General features: G+C 36.9%; 8 protein-coding genes. 3 read left to right on the plus strand and 5 right to left on the minus strand.

The window, feature by feature from the left end; translation table 11 throughout:
- Positions 1-20 precede the first annotated feature (20 nt).
- The 5 genes from ACR9EA_RS09565 to ACR9EA_RS09585 all read right to left on the minus strand — a co-directional run bounded on the left by ACR9EA_RS09565 (position 21) and on the right by ACR9EA_RS09585 (position 7,543).
- Positions 21-1,271 (minus strand): glycoside hydrolase family 71/99-like protein, encoded by a 1,251-nt coding sequence (locus tag ACR9EA_RS09565; protein ID WP_435132097.1) that lies wholly within the window; start codon positions 1,269-1,271, stop codon positions 21-23.
- Between the two features lie 141 nt (positions 1,272-1,412).
- Positions 1,413-2,921 carry a RagB/SusD family nutrient uptake outer membrane protein gene (locus ACR9EA_RS09570; protein ID WP_435132100.1) on the minus strand — a complete coding sequence of 503 codons (1,509 nt, stop codon included), beginning with the start codon at positions 2,919-2,921 and terminating at the stop codon, positions 1,413-1,415.
- Between the two features lie 32 nt (positions 2,922-2,953).
- On the minus strand, positions 2,954-5,887 hold the full coding sequence (locus tag ACR9EA_RS09575; RefSeq protein ID WP_435132103.1) for a SusC/RagA family TonB-linked outer membrane protein: 2,934 nt from the start codon (positions 5,885-5,887) through the stop codon (positions 2,954-2,956).
- Positions 5,888-5,916: 29 nt separating this feature from the next.
- Positions 5,917-7,017 (minus strand): hypothetical protein, encoded by a 1,101-nt coding sequence (locus ACR9EA_RS09580; protein ID WP_435132105.1) that lies wholly within the window; start codon positions 7,015-7,017, stop codon positions 5,917-5,919.
- Between the two features lie 4 nt (positions 7,018-7,021).
- A complete protein-coding gene (locus ACR9EA_RS09585; RefSeq protein WP_435132107.1) occupies positions 7,022-7,543 on the minus strand; it encodes a DUF5004 domain-containing protein in 522 nt (173 codons plus the stop codon).
- Between the two features lie 476 nt (positions 7,544-8,019).
- Between ACR9EA_RS09585 and ACR9EA_RS09590 the strand changes: the two genes are divergently transcribed.
- The 3 genes from ACR9EA_RS09590 (at position 8,020) to ACR9EA_RS09600 (ending at position 17,522) form a co-directional block, all read left to right on the plus strand.
- The gene (locus ACR9EA_RS09590) at positions 8,020-9,684 is read left to right on the plus strand and encodes a tetratricopeptide repeat protein (protein WP_435132110.1); all 1,665 of its coding nucleotides are present in this window, start codon (positions 8,020-8,022) and stop codon (positions 9,682-9,684) included.
- A gap of 217 nt (positions 9,685-9,901) precedes the next feature.
- The gene (locus tag ACR9EA_RS09595; protein ID WP_435132113.1) at positions 9,902-10,039 is read left to right on the plus strand and encodes a hypothetical protein; all 138 of its coding nucleotides are present in this window, start codon (positions 9,902-9,904) and stop codon (positions 10,037-10,039) included.
- A 10-nt stretch (positions 10,040-10,049) separates the two neighbouring features.
- A complete protein-coding gene (locus ACR9EA_RS09600) occupies positions 10,050-17,522 on the plus strand; it encodes a S8 family serine peptidase (protein WP_435132116.1) in 7,473 nt (2,490 codons plus the stop codon).
- Positions 17,523-17,553: the final 31 nt, after the last annotated feature.

Below are 17,553 nucleotides of genomic sequence, written 5' to 3' on the forward strand. Positions count from 1 at the left end.
AATTTTAATAAGGCGATTCCTCATTGTAATGTATTTAATAGGGTTATGGCCTGCTCTGGTTGCATAGCCACGAAATAATAAAACACTTGATCTAATTGCTTTTGAATAGTACTATTTTCTGAATGAGCTTTTCGTAAGCGGTATAGTTCGCTAATAGGTTCAAAAACACTTTTAGTACTAACACCGGAAAATTGAGCAATGGTATTTAAGGCTGTGTACCCAAACTCTAAAGTAGGCTCCAACATGGTGCCTTCGCCAAAATCGTTCCAAGTAACCAACTGTAAATAATCTACTTGTGCCTGTGCTGCTAAATTTAAAGTTTCTGTTAAAGTAGCGCAGTTATTATGAGGTATTTCAAAACCTATATGGTCTGTTGCACCACCTTCTTTATAAAAATCTTTAAATCCTGGATAGGCAGCGCCAAATGCTAGATTTAGATTTGGAGCTGTATTGGTATAAAAATCACTTAAAAAAGAATTGTTTTGATATACCCAGGCAAATTCGCCTTGCGCATTTGCTCCAGCCTCGTATGACTGATTCCATAAGGTTAAAAATGTAGGTTTTGCATTAAAAACACTAAATACATCTGTCCATAATTCTGGAGTTTTTAAAGTCACTGGACCAAAATTAAGCAACAACGGCTGGTTATTAACATGTATATAATTAGCATTAGTAAAATATTGATTTTGCAGATAACGCATATCTTGCTTTGCAGCGCTTGCTTGAGTTGGTGCCAGATTAGCATCGACTATATTTTGTAAAAAACGATCTTCGTAAACAATAGCATAATCTAACCCTACTTTATCCAACATCGCTATCACCTGATTGGTGTTTTCCAAAATCATGGCATAATCGTTAACATTGTAGGTGCCATACCAATCTATTAATACACCATCTACTCCTGCGTATTTCATAAGTAATAAATGATTTTCGATAACCGCAGCATCTCCTGAGTGATATGGCCCAATAAGCGGGTAAAAATGAGATGCTATCTCTCGTTTTCCGTTAGCATCAGTACGATTAGGATCTTTGTTTGCCATCGTCCAATGGTAGCCCCATTGTTTATTGCTACTACTTTCGTTAGTTTCAAACCAGGTCATGTAATGCATATACAATTTAGTATTATTGGTTTTAGGTATCGCAACAGGATCTAACACCTCTAATTCTGGTTGTTTTATACTTATATCTTCATTAGGAGAATCGCTACTGCAATGTATTTGAAGCCCCGCACAAAAGCATACCAAAAACAAATTAAGAACAGACATTTTCATGCTTATATTTTCTTTAATTACTATTTAAATGCTAACCTTCCATCGTTGTTTTTAACTAATTCAATTGCATTATACCATAGAAGGTTAACCTAATGCAACGCTTAACCTAGTTAGGCGTTTTGTTTAATTTTTAAGGAATTATTAATATCCTGGATTTTGTTCTAGATTACTGTTTTTATCTAATTCTTGCTGCGGAATAGGAAAAATAGCTCTGTATGCAGGTGTTGCGTTAGGACTGCCCCACCAAGGCTGAAAAAACGTTCCAAAACGAATATTATCTGTTCGTCTTTTACCTTCAAACAAAAACTCTCGCAACAATTCTTTGTCTAAATACTCCAAATCTATAGCTGTTGGTATTTCTATTCCTGCTCGCGCCGTAATTTGTTCTACAAAAGGCCTAGCCAAATCTGGAGCTCCCAAACGCACGTAACATTCGGCTTGCATTAATAAAATTTCGGCATAACGTATTAACACAAAATCGTTATCGCGTTCCCATTGGTCTCCTGCATTAATTTCGTATTTATTTAAACGCACGCCTTCATTTTGTTTACAGTCTTCTAAGTTAGATACTTCTTCGGTATACGATAAAGGTTCGCCACTATCCATAATAATTACAGACCCTGTAGATAAATTAATTTGATCGCCTTGTAACATCGATGCTTTTCGTCTGTCTGTTTCTTCAAACATCGAATACACCCCTGGAGTGGCACACATACCGTTTGCAGACCAAGGATAATCTCCTGTTGGTGAAACTGCAAAACGTTGTAAATAATGATAAGACATAGAACTCATATAATTTCCTAAAGTACCTGCATCGTTAGCATACGGTATGGCTAAAATAATCTCGTTGGAAGTCTCATTATTGGTTGCAAAATTGGCATAAAAATCGGGTTCTAAACTGTAGCCAGATATTTTTTGGCAAACCTCTAAACAATCTTGCCATCTGGCTGTTCCTACAAACGCTTCGGCATTTAAATATAGTCTTGCCAACAACGCATTGGCTACGTTTTGTGTGAATTTAGAATATACTTTTCCCGACTGTAAATATGGAATGGCTTCCAACAATTCTGTTTCTACAAACTGAAATACTTCCAATCGCGATGCATTTGAAGGCAGATCTAAGTCTTCAAAATCTGTGATAATTGGCACATTGCCAAAAAGGTCTAATAAATTATAATAGTAATAAGCGCGTACAGCTTTTAGTTCGGCATAAATTGGTGTTTTGGCCTCGTCTGTTAATCCCGATTTATCGATTTGATAAATAATGGAATTTATTTTAGAAATACCAGCATAATTATAACGCCAAGCCGATAGAATCATTTTGTTTTGGGCATTCCAGGTATGTCTGTGCGCCTCGATATATTGTCCGCCATCGTACCAATCTGTTCCTCTAGTGGGAATAATAGCTTCGTCTGAAGACACTTCATTCAAAAAAAACACATATTCGCTCGCTGGCCAGTTGTTAGAAATTTCGTCTGCAAACCCTCTTAAAGACGAATAAGCACCTCCTACAAGGGTTTCTACTTCTTTTGATGTTTGTCCGAAATTACTATCCTGTACTCTATCGTACAAATCTTCGTCGAGATTCGTACAGGAAGTCGCTATCAGCAAGCTTCCAATACCTAATAATATGGTGAATTTAATTTTCATGTTGTTCTGTTTTTCTGTTAGTTATGCTTAGCTTAATCTTTAAGTGTAATATTTAACCCTACCGAGAAGGTTCGCGGTCTTGGGTAACTATTAAATCGGTCTATTCCAGGATTATCCAGTCCTGTAAGTCCTACTTCTGGATCTACACCACTGTAATCTGTAAACACTGCTAGGTTTTCGCCTAAAAAATACACGCGTAAGGCACAACTTGAATTTGCATTAGTGGGTAAATTATAGCCTAAAGTCACGGTTTGCAATCTAAAAAACGATGCATCTTCAATCCAATATCCAGAATAGGTTGCTGGCGATGTAATGCCGCTATTTAAAAAATTATCTGTGACGTTATATGTAGGCAATCGGTTAGGATCGTTAAGCATCATATTTGTAGCATTAAGTACTTTCTGACCAAAGTTACCATAGCCCGAAAGTGCTAAATCGAAATCTTTATAAATAAAATTCATTCCAAATCCTATCGTAAAATCAGGCTGTACATCGCCCAATACCGAGTCTTCTTCGGCTAAAATAAACTGTCCGTTTTCATCTAAACCACTACTTGCTTTGCCCCAAAAGGTACCTACAGGATAGCCTTCCTTTATAATTTGGGAAAACTGCCCGGACATGCCTGATAAACCATGAAGCGATCCGCTATAAATAACATCTGTTTCGTACACTTGGTTCGATAATTTTTCGATAACCTGTTTATTGCTGGATAAAGCGGTATTGGCACTCCAAGTAAAATCTTCGGTTCTAATAATATCTGCATTTAAAGTTAACTCGAACCCTTTATTACTTAATTCCCCCACATTGGCCAACATGGTACCCACTAGATATGGTGGCTGTGGTACCTGATAGGTGTATAACAAATCGCTTGTTAACTTACTATAAAACTCTAACGAACCAGATACTCGGTTAAAAAATCCAAAATCGATACCAATATTGGCTTGGGCTGTAGACTCCCATTTTAAATCAGGGTTAGGGTTTTGTGTTGGCGAATATGCTAATTTCCAACTATCGGTTGCGGGATCGTAATAACTATCGTTTCCTACTCCTAAAATGGCCAGAGATTTGTATTCGCCAATCCCATCTTGGTTACCTGTTACCCCATAACCTGCACGCAATTTTAAATTAGTTAACCAAGAAGAATCGTTAGCAAAGTCTTCATTAGTGATATTCCAAGCTATAGATGCCGAAGGGAATACCCCCCATTTGTGGTTGGCACCAAAACGGCTGGAACCATCGCGTCTTACTGTTGCTGTAATCATATATCTGCTGTCGTAAGAATAGTTAACCCTCCCGAAGAATGATATTAATTTCGAGTTTCCTTTATACGAATACACATCGCCCAATCTGTAATTCTGACCTGCTCCTAAATTATTGTAGCCAAATAAATCGGTATCAAACCCACTTCTTTGCGCCCCAAAACCATCGTAAGTATTGTCTAAATACGAATATCCAGCCATAGCACCTATAAAGTGATTTCCTATAGTTTTATTGTAATTTAAAAAAGTCTCTAACTGCATAGTGGTATATTCGCCCAAAGTTTTTTGCCCATACCCCCGTTCTGGACGCCCTTGAATTACGGCATAAGACGGTCTGTAAAAACTTTGCTTGGTGGAATTATGCTCTAAGGACATATTGACTGTAGCCTTAAAATCGTTAAAAAAATCGAACTCGGTTTTAAAATATCCAAGCAATCGGTTTTTAGTATTATCGGCTATTCTATTTGTTAATATTTCTACAGGATTTTCGTTTAAAGTCCCTCCTACTTCTGTAAAATCGCCATTCGCATCTTTTACCGGAATAGTAGGATTTAAATTAAAAGCACGTTCAAAAATACTGTAATCTACAGGGTGCCATTTATCGATATTAGCAAACAGACCTGCATCAAACTTTAATCGGTCGTTATAGGCATATTGATGTCCGCTTAAGTTTGCACTTATACGCTCTAAACCAGATGCTTTAATAATCCCTTCTTTATTTAAGTACGAAATAGACGCTCGGAGTCCGCTACCATCGCCTCCAGAATTAAAACTAACCACATGCGATTGCGATAAGGCTGTTTGCTCTAACTCTTCTTGCCAATTGGTATTCGCACCATAATCTATAGCATCTTGCAAAGCATTATCTCTTACATACTGCCGCCATTGGTTAGCCGATAAAATATCTAAATGATTGGCTGCATTACTAATTCCCGTTAGCCCTGTATAGGTAACAGATTTTCCGCTTTTTACACTTTTGGTGGTAATCATTATTACTCCATTTGCACCTCTAGAGCCGTAAATAGCTGTTGCCGAAGCATCTTTTAACACATCCATAGATTTGATGTCTGAAGGTTGCACCGTATTAATATCTACTCCTGCTACGCCATCTACCACGACCAACGGATTATTACTTGCTGTTAACGATGTTCCGCCACGTAATCGCATAGAGGCACCAACACTAGGATCGCCAGTATCTTTACTAATAACCAAACCAGAAACTTTTCCTTGCAATACCTGTTCTGTAGACGACATATTACCTTGTAAAAAATCTTCGGATGTTACAGATGAAATCGCTCCTGTTAAATCAGATTTTCGCATCGATCCATAACCTACAGCCACCAATTCTACGGCATCTAAAGCATAGGTATCTCCATCCAAAATAACCGTTAAAGGCACGCTTGTATTGGCATCTACAACTATAGTTTGCGATATAAAACCTATATACGAAAATGTTAATTCGCTGCCATTACTTACCTCTATGGTAAACTGTCCGTCAAAATCGGTTGTTGTTCCATTTTGGGTTCCAACCTCTACAATAGTTGCTCCTATTAACGGATCTTGATTGGCATCTATAACCAGACCGCTTAGCGTTCTTTTGTCTTGGGCGTGCAACTGTACACTAGCCAGCAACACCAAGCTTAGTACACAAAACCGTCTTAATGTTAAGACATATTTTGCCCATGTATTTATATTTTTAATAATCATTTTAATACGTTTTTAAGTGAAGTTGAAATTTACTGCTCATCTAATTGCTTTAATGGCATTACGGTATCCGATATTACTCTGTCATTATTATCGGTTACCACAACATGAATTTGAGTAAGTCCGGTAATACCATATAACTCCGAAACTAAATCTACAAAGCCTTTAATTTCTGAGGTTCCACCAGAAAATTCGCCAGTAATGCGTTTGGTGCCAGCAGTAATTTGATACTTTAACACAGTAACGCCACGCTCATTATTAATTCGGCTTATACCTAAAAAGTCTTTCTGACTAATGTTTAAAGGAAAAAACCTAAATTCTGGATCTGGAGGTTGCACGTATTCTGCTGCCAGTAAGACTTGATCGCCAGAATTTGCAGCCCAATCTGCAGCTACCATTAAAAAATTAATCTTTTCCATGATGTAGCCGTCGTAATAGCCTTCTTGATCGCCGTAATATTCCGATGGTATTAAATCCATTCTATAAAAACCATTACCTAAATCTTTCAGCTTGGTTTTTTCGACTACTTCTGGAATCCAAGCTTGATATTCTTGCTTCACTTCCCAATCGTTCATGCCACTATGGAAGTGTACACTAGGCACACCACTAAAGCCATCTACTAAATTTGCATTAAACAAAATACTTAAACCTCCATCTAAGGTTGGTTTTTCTGGATAAGACCGAATCATCTCGTTAGCCGTATAAAACGAATCGAAAGGTGTGTAAGGCACTTGGGCTACTCCAGATTGCATGGCGCCAGTTTTATCTTTCAGTCGAAACCAAAAGCCTGCACTAGCAGCAATATCTTCGGCACTTACTCCAAAATAACTGGTTGGTATAAGTGTAAAACTCCAAATCATATTGCCTTCGTAAGTGAGTTTTGCAAAATCTGAAGAATTTTCCCAATTTCCTGCATCGGGTTCAGAAGGCGACCAAATCCAAATATATAAGTCCTGATTTTCGGTAAAACTCGTGTTTACCAAATCGAAATACCACGTCGTTTCTTCGTTATAATTATAAATTACAGGATACGACCAAATTTTACCTACGTCGCCTGCTTCTATCTGTGCTCTTAGTACAGAAGACCATAAACAAAGACCTGTTACTAAAAAGTATAATAAAATCCTCTTCATCGAATTAGTTGTTAGCGGTTAAATGAAATGTGTACGATACAAAAGGGACTCCGTCTGAGACGCGTAGTAATTGAAATTGCATTTCGCGGTTACTGCCTGGTACAGATGTTAATTTCAACTCATCGGTTTTTTGAGTTTTGGCTTCGTTGGCATATAACGAAATAATCAAAGGCATTCCATTGGCTTGTTGAAACTCATGGTTTAAGTCCCAATATCCTGAAGGTTCGAAAAGTGGAGGCACATTACCTAAAACTTGATACGATGTTGGTTTGTTGCCTTCATCGACATTAAATTGAATTTGAAAGTTGTCGTAATTAAATAAAGTGCTTAAAGCTTGTTCATCTGGTTTAATGGCGTTTGCTTTCGCAAATTCATCTACCATTTTTAGGTTCATTAAACTCCAATCTCCATTTATTTTTTCGTAAATGGTAATGGGTTCTACATAATTACCGTCGTCTTGATCGTTACACCCTACATACGTAAAGGATATACCAATAAGCAGTAATTTAACACATAGTTTTTTCATACTGTAATCAGTTATTGTTAGTTGTTTTTATAATGCTCAGGAAGCATTACTCAAATCTATAATGAAGTACAAGGGAAAGAAAAAGATTGATAAAAAATCAAGATACCAAAAACAATTAAAACTTTGAAATTCAAATCATTAACAACAAATGATTTACGAATAAATCAAGATGAAACAAGTAAAAATCAAGATGCAATCCACCTTCAAAATCATTAAATCATCAATATTTCAGCTTAAAAATTAACAATTTAAATAAAAAATACACCTTAAATTATGTATATCTCATTTAAAAGCTAAATAATAAACAATTATACAATTACCCTCAAAATAATATCAGTTTCAGCAAAAAACATACAATTGTATATTAAATTTAAAACCAATTAACACCCTAACCATTATATAGCATTGGGAAAATGAAATTAAAATTGTTTAAATTTTGTAAAAGACTTTACTTTGTAAACAACCCTGGTACTGTAATGACATCCCACTCCTGTAATTATACTTTTGGTTTTACACTTTGGTTTTTATTAACCTTGGCTACTGGGTATGCTCAAGACTTAGACAGTTTAAAACAGGCTTATGGTTCTTCGAATTCTGATGAACAAAAAATACAAACCTTACACGGAATAGCCGACTATTTTATAAATCGAAATTTAGACTCTTCGGTTTACTACAACGAGCGGGCTTTAAAAATGGCCAGGTCTACCGATTCCGACACTTTAATTGCTTCCTGTTTAGCGAATTTAGGTACTGTTTACCTTATGAAAGGGCGATTAGACGTTTCGATGGAATACCAGTTACAGGCTCTAAAATTATACCCCGAAAACAGTAAAAATGTAGGCGTTTACAAACTCCTTAATAATATTGGTCTCATCTATTTTTATCAATCAAAGTTCGATGAAGCCCTTGTTAACTACAACAAAGTTTTACATATTTTAGAAGATACCCCGTCTATAAAACCTTCGGATAAAGAACGGTATTTAGGCACTATTTTTATTAATATAGGTATCATTTACGATATTAAAACCGAATACAGTAAATCGTTAGAATTTTACAGTAAAGCTGTAACCCATAGTAAAAATGCCAACGATCAGAAAAATTTGGCTTCGGCCTACTCCAACATGGGCTTGGTGTATATAAAGCTTCAAAAATACGACTTAGCAGAAAGTTACTTTAACGAAGCTTTAGAAATTCGTGTTCGAGATAACGACACTTACGGCCTTTGTAAATCGTATCAGCATCTTGGAAATTTATACAAAGAAAAAGGCGAGCTTGAACGTGCAGAAGAGATTCTTTTAAGAGGACTTCAAAAATGCGAAGAAGCCAATGCTACAAAAGCACGAGCGCAGGTTATAGAAAAACTTAGTCATACTTATTTTTTAAATAACGATTACAAGAATGCTTACGAATATCAGCTTTCCTTTATCAACTTAAACGACAGTTTAACCAACAGCGAAACCGAGCGTAAAATTACCGAAGCAGAAATGCAATATAAGTTCGATAAGGAAACGCAGGAAAAGGAAGCCCAACAACAAAAACAAAAACTTATTTATGTTATAATTGGTATTGTTTTAATATTAATTATTATTACCATTGGCGGCTTATTTTTACTTCAAAAAGCAAAATCTAAAAACCAGAAGCTCGAAAAAGAAAAGGTCGATTTAGAAAATAAAGAGCTTGCTCTTCGCAAACAAACTTTAGAAAACGAATTAGAATCTAGAAGTAAAGATCTTGCTACAAACGTTATGTACCTTATTAAAAAGAATGAGTTAATAAGTGAAATTTCTCAACGTCTTATCACCTTAAAAAAGCAAATGAAAAAGGATAACCAAAAAGACGTGCAGAATATTATAATGGATTTGCAAACCGCCAAAGACGATGCCATTTGGGATGAGTTCGAAGTGCGTTTCAATCAGGTTTATAATGATTTTTACGAACGTTTAAACCACAAATTCCCAGACCTTACCAATAACGAAAAGAAAATTTGCGCCTTTCTAAAACTTAATATGACTACTAAAGAAATCTGTACCTTAACCAGACAATCTACCAATAGTTTAAATGTAGCCAGAACGCGTTTGCGCAAAAAATTAGGTATTAAAAGTAGTAATACAAACCTAACTACTTTCTTAGAAAACATCTAAAAAAGTCTATAAATCTGCCCTAAACGTTGTGCAAACACAAACCGCAACAAGACTTTTACAAAACACATAATACACTAATAATAAACAACATACATTGTTTTGTAATACAAATGTAAGGGGTGATTTATGCCTTGTACATGCTTTGTAATCGCAATTTTTCTTCAACTTCTAAAGTTGCCTATATCTTCGTGGCCTTTCCTATAATAACTAATTTAAAATGCAACACGATGATTTAAACAAACATTCCCCTAAACAAGATTCGGAAGACAAACAGTTAGAAGATTTTTTAAAAAATCGCGAAAACCAAACTTCTGCGCTTAAAAAGATTTTAGAAAAATTTATTAAGAAAAATTAAAACATTTCAAATGACACACATTTACAAAACAACTATTAAAACAATTGCAACATTGTTTGTTTTGTTTTTTGCAACGTTAACATTTGCACAAAGCAATAGTGCTTACAACGCACGTGGCGAAAAACAAGGTGTGGTGAGAATTAAGGTTAATAAAGCTACGGCTTCAATCTTAAAACAATCTCACTTTAAAACAAAGCGTGGTGTAATAACCACTGGAGTTTCGGCTATAGACGCTGTTTCTAGTCAGAGTCAGGCTTCGCAGGTATCGCGTTTATTCCCAGAAAACCCAAATCCTAAATTAGAGGCTAAATTACGTAAACACGGTCTAGATTTGTGGTACGAGATACAGATAAACCCTAACCAAGATGTAGCTCAAGTCGCTAAACAATACCAAAGCTTAGGCGAGGTTAGTATTGCAGAAACAGAACGCTTAAAAATTGTATCTAATTACACGCCTATAGAAAAACTAGGAGCCATAAACACTTTTATGACGGCTCCTTTTAACGATCCTTACTTATCGGAACAATGGCATTACAACAATACTGGCCAGACTGGATTTGCTGGTGGTGCCGATGTTAACCTGTATAAAGCATGGGAAACTACTGCAGGAAGCAGTAATGTAATTGTTTCTGTACACGACGAAGGTGTAGACACAGAGCATGAGGATTTAATGGATAATATTTGGATTAATGAAGCCGAATTAAATGGTACCGATGGTGTAGACGATGACGGCAATGGTTTTATTGATGATGTTTACGGGTGGAACTTTGTTAAAAACTCGAATGTTATGGATGCCGATGTACATGGCACCCACGTGGCAGGCACAGTTGCTGCGGTAAACAACAATGGTATTGGTGTTGCTGGTGTTGCTGGTGGTACTGGCAATTACGATGGCGCCAAAATCATGTCTTTAAAAATAATAGGCGGTCAAGGTGCTGCTGCTAATTCTTTTGTGTACGCTGCCGATAATGGTGCTGTAATTTCTCAAAACAGTTGGGGATATACAGTTCCTGGCAATACCGAACAAGCGGTTAGAGATGCCATTAATTACTTTATTGCTGAAGCAGGCGACTACGATGGTAGCCCTATGAAAGGTGGTATTGTTATTTTTGCTGCGGGTAACGCCAATAGCGACTCGCAATGGTATCCTGGATATTACCCAGAGGTATTTACAGTTAGTGCTTTAGGTCCTGAAGGTAAAAAAGCGAGCTATTCTAATTTCGGAACTTGGGTAGATATCGCTGCTCCAGGAGGAGATATTGCTATGTACGGTAACGAAAATGGGGTGTTAAGCACGCTTCCTAATAATAAAATAGGATACTTAGATGGCACCTCTATGGCTTGTCCTCATATTTCGGGTATTGCTGCTTTAGCCTTGGCCAACGCTACCAAACAAATAACTCCAGAAGAGCTTCAACAGAAATTACTTACTGGCACATCTAATATCGATGTATTGAATCCAGATTACATTGGCAAACTCGGTCAATTATCCGATGCCTATTTGGCCATACAAAACAACCAAGAAATTGCACCGGAAGCTGTTAGCGATTTAACTGTAGATGGATTGGCACAAGAATTTGCCACATTGTCTTGGACCGTACCAAGCGATAAAGATGATAATACACCGTACAACTTTACTGTGTATTACAGCGATAAAGAAATTACAAACGAGAACTATGCAAGCGCAGACAAGGTTGAAACTGTAAACAACAGCAACGCTGGCGAAAAAATAACTTACACCTTAGAAAACCTATACGGTTTAACTACTTATCATTTCGCAATTTCTGCAACAGACAGATGGGGCAATGTATCGTTATTATCTAACATTGTTTCGGGTACAACCAACGCTGGCCCGCAAATAAATGTAGATGAAAACAGCAAAGCTATTACCTTAAATATCGATGCTTTAACATCGGTTACTGGTACTCACGACATCAACATTTTAAATGAAGCCGAAGGTACATTACGTTGGGATTATGAAGCCAGACACACATCTACCGCTTTGTCGTATAGCCGAACTGCAGCTTACCAACCAAAAGGAAAAACTAAAACTCCGGCTAATGCCACTATAGGTAAACAAGACTTGCCAACGGCTAAATCTGGAGCAAATGCCATTCCTTCTCCAATGCGATTCGAGCCAAATTCTTTGCAATACTACTTGTACGAAACAAATATTATAGGTGAAGAAGATACCGAAATACCAAACTCATCGGCAACTAAATTTGTAGTTAGCAACGAAGACGGTTTTAACCTTACCGATGTAAAATCATATTTAAAATTCGATCCTGAACTAGGCCCTGTAACTGTAGAAATCTATAAAGGCGAGCAACTTAACAGAGACAACTTAATGTTAAGTCAAGAATACACTTACTATGCCAACGAGCAGCACTATGCTTATATTAAACTAAACGAGCAATTGTACTTCGAGCAAGGCGAAACGTTTTGGATTGTATTTCACGTTCCTGCAGGAAACTTATATCCGTTAGGTCTGGGGCCTAAAGCCGATTTAACCGATACGTCTCACAACAACTGTTTCATGTCTTTTGATGGTGGAGCAACTTGGGGTAATTTAGCCGATTTAATAGAATCTGAAGATTATGTTTGGGTAGTTGCAGCAACTAGCAACAACGAATTTTTAGGCGAATACCTTACCTTAAATCCAGATTCTGGCGAAATACTTGGTAACGAAAATGCCCAAACCACATTAACCGCAAACGCGGCTAACTTAATTAATGGTACGTATACAGCCAATGTTATTCTAAAATCTAACGACGGTAAGCAACCAGAATTAAGACTACCAATAACTCTTAATGTAGAAAATCAGCAACCTGTATTAAGCGCCGTATCGGAGCTTGATTTTGGTAGTGTGTTCCAAGGCAAATCAAAAGAATTAACCTTTACATTAACAAATACTGGGTTAGGTAATTTTACTAACATATCGATTACAAGCACCAGTCCGCAATTCGAATTGGTAGGATATGCGCCTTGGCAAATTGCAGCAAAACAGTTTGTAGATGTAACCATTAAATACACACCTGGACAACAAACAGGAAACGATAATGGGGTGCTTAAAATCTCGTCGGCTTCAAATTCAGAATCTGCTAATATCATTTTATTTGGTGTAAGCACAGAGCCAGGTAAAATTGTGGTAACGCCACAAGAGCAAACTATAGATAATCTTACTATTGGCGATGCCGTTACTGCCAATATTAGTGTTAAAAACGAAGGTGCTTCAGCCTTAAGATATTTCATTCCTAATTTCGATACTCAAGGTATAGGAAACGATTGGGAAGAAGACTACAGCGCTGCGGGATATAAATTCAGATCTAACCACAACGGAGAATCTTCACCTATAGCATTCGCATACGAAGACATTTCTGCCACAGGAGAAAATATTACGCAATATTTTAAAGATAATGGTAATGTGTACAAGAGTGTAGATATGGGCTTCCGTTTTCCTTATTACAAGCAACAACTAAGTACTTTATACATTGCCAAAGGAGGTTTTACTACTTTCGACGACAGTTTAAACCCTGTTAATAATCCTGATTTAGATGGTGCTCCATGGACACCAAAAGGATATATTTCTCCAATAGGTACTTGGGTAGATTTAACCATTGGAGGTACCATTTATTACCAAGTTAAGCCCGATCGTGTAATTGTACAGTACGACAACATACCTGATGGTATAGGCGGCTCTATTAGCGCACAAATGGTATTATTTAAAGACGGAAACATTCGTTTTTATTATAACAATGTTACTTTTGCCGAAAATAACTTAGGGTATTTAAACATTCTTATTGAAGACTTCGATCAAGAAGAAGGTATTTTATATAACAATTACGATAACCAAAATCCTGTTTATACAGGTATGGCCATTGGTTACGACTACCCTGGTCCAGATATTATTACTGGTATAACAAATGGTAGTGGTATTTTATTACCTGGCGATCAAGCCGAACTAAGCATTAGTTTAGCTACAGATGATTTAAACGAAGGGATTACAAATCGTTACATAAACATTATTTCTAACGATCCATCGGCACCACAAACCATTGCTCTTGTTCAGTTAAATATAACAGATGGTGGTACGCCAAACGTTTCGATATCGGAAACAGAAATCGATTTTGGTGCTGTTTTTCAAGGTTTAAAAACTTCTAGAACTTTCATTTTAAATAACGAAGGTACTGCCGATGCTTCAATTACAGCGTTTACGCAAAGCACAAACAACTTTATCGTTACAGGAGAAACTTCTGGAACGGTAGCCGCTGCTTCGTCTTTAGTTTTTGATGTAGAAATGCCAACCGATGTAGTTGGAGATTTTAATGACTTTATAAGTATAACAACAGACGAAGGTTCTAGCTTCGAGATTAATATTAAAGGTTCTGTCTTAGATCCGCCTGCTATAGATGTAGATCTTACACCTTTAACGGAAACCTTAAATTATGGAGAAACAGCTTCGCACGAACTGAACATCTCTAACCCAGGAAAAGCCGATCTAGAATTTGTTGCCACAGGAAACGCTTGGTTATCTCTAGGAAACAAATTGGAAACCAGCAATGGTTTGGCCAACTACAGCTATTCGGTAGATATGTATAATACTGGCGAAAATTACAATTGGTTAGACATTCGTTCAACAGGAACACAACTACCGCATATTCAAAACGATTTTTATAATCCAGATGAATTTTACAGAGCGTTAACACTAACCAATCCTATTCAGTTTTATGGCGAAGATTATACAACCATTTACATCGCTGAAAACGGTGCCATTTTTCTTGAAAAACCAACAGAAACTATAATTAACGGAGATACTTTCCCATCAGAGTATGCCGATAAAATTATAGCACCATATTGGACATTTGGAGGTTTTAACACCTACTTATTCGATGCTGCCGAAGTTGGTGTTTTTTACACCGAAGACGACTCCAAAACCGTAATTTCTTGGGAATATTTACTTGATAATTTTGGAGGTATTGGAGCACCAATGTCTGCACAGGTTATTTTCTACAAGAACGGCACTATGAAATTCCAATATAAATTAAATGGTAATTTCGATTTTTCATCTAATTATACCGTAATAGGACTTCAAGACAAAACTAAAGACGATAGTGTTTTATTATCGCAACGTAGCACCTTGGCGCATGGCAGTGGCTTGGCATATATTTTATCGCCTGCTGAAAAGCACATTGTTGCTCCTGGAGAAACTTTAAGCACATTTGTTAATATAGATGCTGGTAGTGTGTATGCTGGCACTTATACAGATGCCATTAAATTAAGAACCAATGTTCCTAATTTCGAAAACTTAGAAAAACCTGTAACCTTAACCGTAAACGGAGACGCCAAAATAACGCCGTCTACCGAAGTTATTGATTATGGTAGCATTATGGCCTATACCACTAGCGAAGGTCCAAAATCGTACATTCGCGAATTCGATATCCATAATACAGGTGTTGCCGTTTTAGACCTATCTGGCATAACCCTAGCAGAAAACAGCGAAAATTACACCGTAGAACTGTATGTTTACGACGATTGGTTTGGATCTTGGTATTGGAGTAATGTAGACTTTTTATGGAATTGGCCATCGTTACAACCAGGTAACAGTGCAAAATTCCGTATTACTTACACCCCGCAAAATGCAGGAGACATCACCAACGAACTTATAGTAAGCAGCAGTTTACCAGAAGCATTACATATTCCTGTTACTGCTACAGTTACCTTACCTCCTGTTTTTGGTACCGATACTTCAGAAATTTACAGTAGCATAGCTACACCAACTGGAACCGATACGCAAACAGCCACATTTAACAATGCTGAAGGTTCGGGAGATTTAACATTTGGTCTGAGTTTGGATTATTTAAGAGAAGCTTTGGAGACATCATCTACGTCTGAAAACCAAACATTAGGTTCTTTTGCAAATCATAAAAACTTAGCACTACAACTTGCGGCAAGTAATTTAAATGCTTCGACTACCGAAACGTCTAGAGATTACAACAGAACTTTAGCACACGATTCTAAAACCACTCCAGACACCTTTATTGGCTTTGGCGGTGCAACAGACTTTATAAGTTCTACACGTTTTAATGCTGGTGCCGAAGGCTTTACCTTATCGCACATTCAAACCTTTATTAAGGCAGATGAGTTGTTAGAAGGTACAATTGAATACGAAATTAGAGCTGGTGGCACGACTATAGCCGATGCTACTATTTTAGGTTCGGGCAACTTCAACTACAATATAACAGAAGGAACAGAATCTGAAATTACTATTGCATTAAATCAATCGTATGCTATGTATCCTAATGAAGAATTTTATATCATCTTAAAATTCCCATTCGATTTAGCCTATCCACAAAGTGTAGTAACAGGATTAGATACTGTGCCTGGTAGATTTACAACATTAGACAACAACCAGTGGTTAGACCTTCAAGAAATATATCCAGATTACGGTTGGATGGTAAGAGCTTTAGAAGAAACTTACACGACTAACGCTTGGGTAACTGTAGAAGACGTAATCGATCCTAATATTGCTGTTGGTGCATCTAAAAATGTAACTTTAGACTTCTTTGCTGCAAACGCAAAAGCTGGAGACCAACACGCTAAATTAGTGGTGAAAACCAACGATCCGTTTAAACCAGTAGCGCAAATTCCGGTTACACTTCATGTTAATCAAGCACCTGGCATTGCGGATATCCCTGAATTAATTGTTATTAACGAAGGCGAAACAACAACCCACAGCTTTACTATTGTCGATACAGAAAACGATGAGCTTAGCGTTAATTTACAAAATGCACCTAGCTGGATAAACCATACCTTAGATAACAATACACTTACATTTACCATGACGCCAGATCACGAAAGTGAAGGTGTATACATCGTAAATGTTTTGGTAAGCGATGTTAATGGTGCAAGTACTACAGAAACTGTAACTATAGAAGTTATGGATGCCAACCGCGCTCCTGAAGCTTTAGATTTTACAGAGCTGAACTACGAGACTATAAACATGTACGATAACTTAAGCTTTACCGATTTCTTTGTAGATCCAGATGGCGACGAAATGACTTTTAATGTATCTGTAACCGATGCCTCTATCGTTAATGCCTTTACTTCTGGTGCTAATTTTATATTACAAACGCTGTTGGAAGGGTCTACAACCTTAAAGCTAACTGCAACAGATAGTTTTGGTGCAAGTACCGAAATAGAAGTTACAGTAAATGTCGGGCAAAGTTTAGGTATAGATCATGAAAATACACTAGGACTACAACTATATCCTAACCCTGCATCTAGTGTTTTAAACATCGCTGCTCAAGTTTCAATTTCAACAATAGAAATATATAGTATTAACGGACAGTTGGTGTTAAGACAAGAATTGGAAAACACAAACCGTAAAACAAGTATTAATGTTTCTAAATTAGAAGATGGCGTGTATTTTATAAAAGCATACGCTACCCAAGGTACTTCTAATTTCAAATTTGTTAAACAGTAATCATTTTTCTACATGCTTAAACGCTCCCCAA

It is taken from the genome of Formosa sp. A9 (assembly GCF_051200825.1).
Lineage (GTDB): Bacteria > Bacteroidota > Bacteroidia > Flavobacteriales > Flavobacteriaceae > Formosa.

Excerpts from the sequence above, each read along its gene's own strand:
- ACR9EA_RS09565 (WP_435132097.1), bottom strand. The coding sequence starts at position 1,271 with ATGAAAATGTCTGTTCTTAATTTGTTTTTGGTATGCTTTTGTGCGGGG.
- ACR9EA_RS09570 (WP_435132100.1), bottom strand. The coding sequence starts at position 2,921 with ATGAAAATTAAATTCACCATATTATTAGGTATTGGAAGCTTGCTGATA.
- ACR9EA_RS09575 (WP_435132103.1), bottom strand. The coding sequence starts at position 5,887 with ATGATTATTAAAAATATAAATACATGGGCAAAATATGTCTTAACATTA.
- ACR9EA_RS09580 (WP_435132105.1), bottom strand. The coding sequence starts at position 7,017 with ATGAAGAGGATTTTATTATACTTTTTAGTAACAGGTCTTTGTTTATGG.
- ACR9EA_RS09585 (WP_435132107.1), bottom strand. The coding sequence starts at position 7,543 with ATGAAAAAACTATGTGTTAAATTACTGCTTATTGGTATATCCTTTACG.
- ACR9EA_RS09590 (WP_435132110.1), top strand. The coding sequence starts at position 8,020 with ATGACATCCCACTCCTGTAATTATACTTTTGGTTTTACACTTTGGTTT.
- ACR9EA_RS09595 (WP_435132113.1), top strand. The coding sequence starts at position 9,902 with ATGCAACACGATGATTTAAACAAACATTCCCCTAAACAAGATTCGGAA.
- ACR9EA_RS09600 (WP_435132116.1), top strand. The coding sequence starts at position 10,050 with ATGACACACATTTACAAAACAACTATTAAAACAATTGCAACATTGTTT.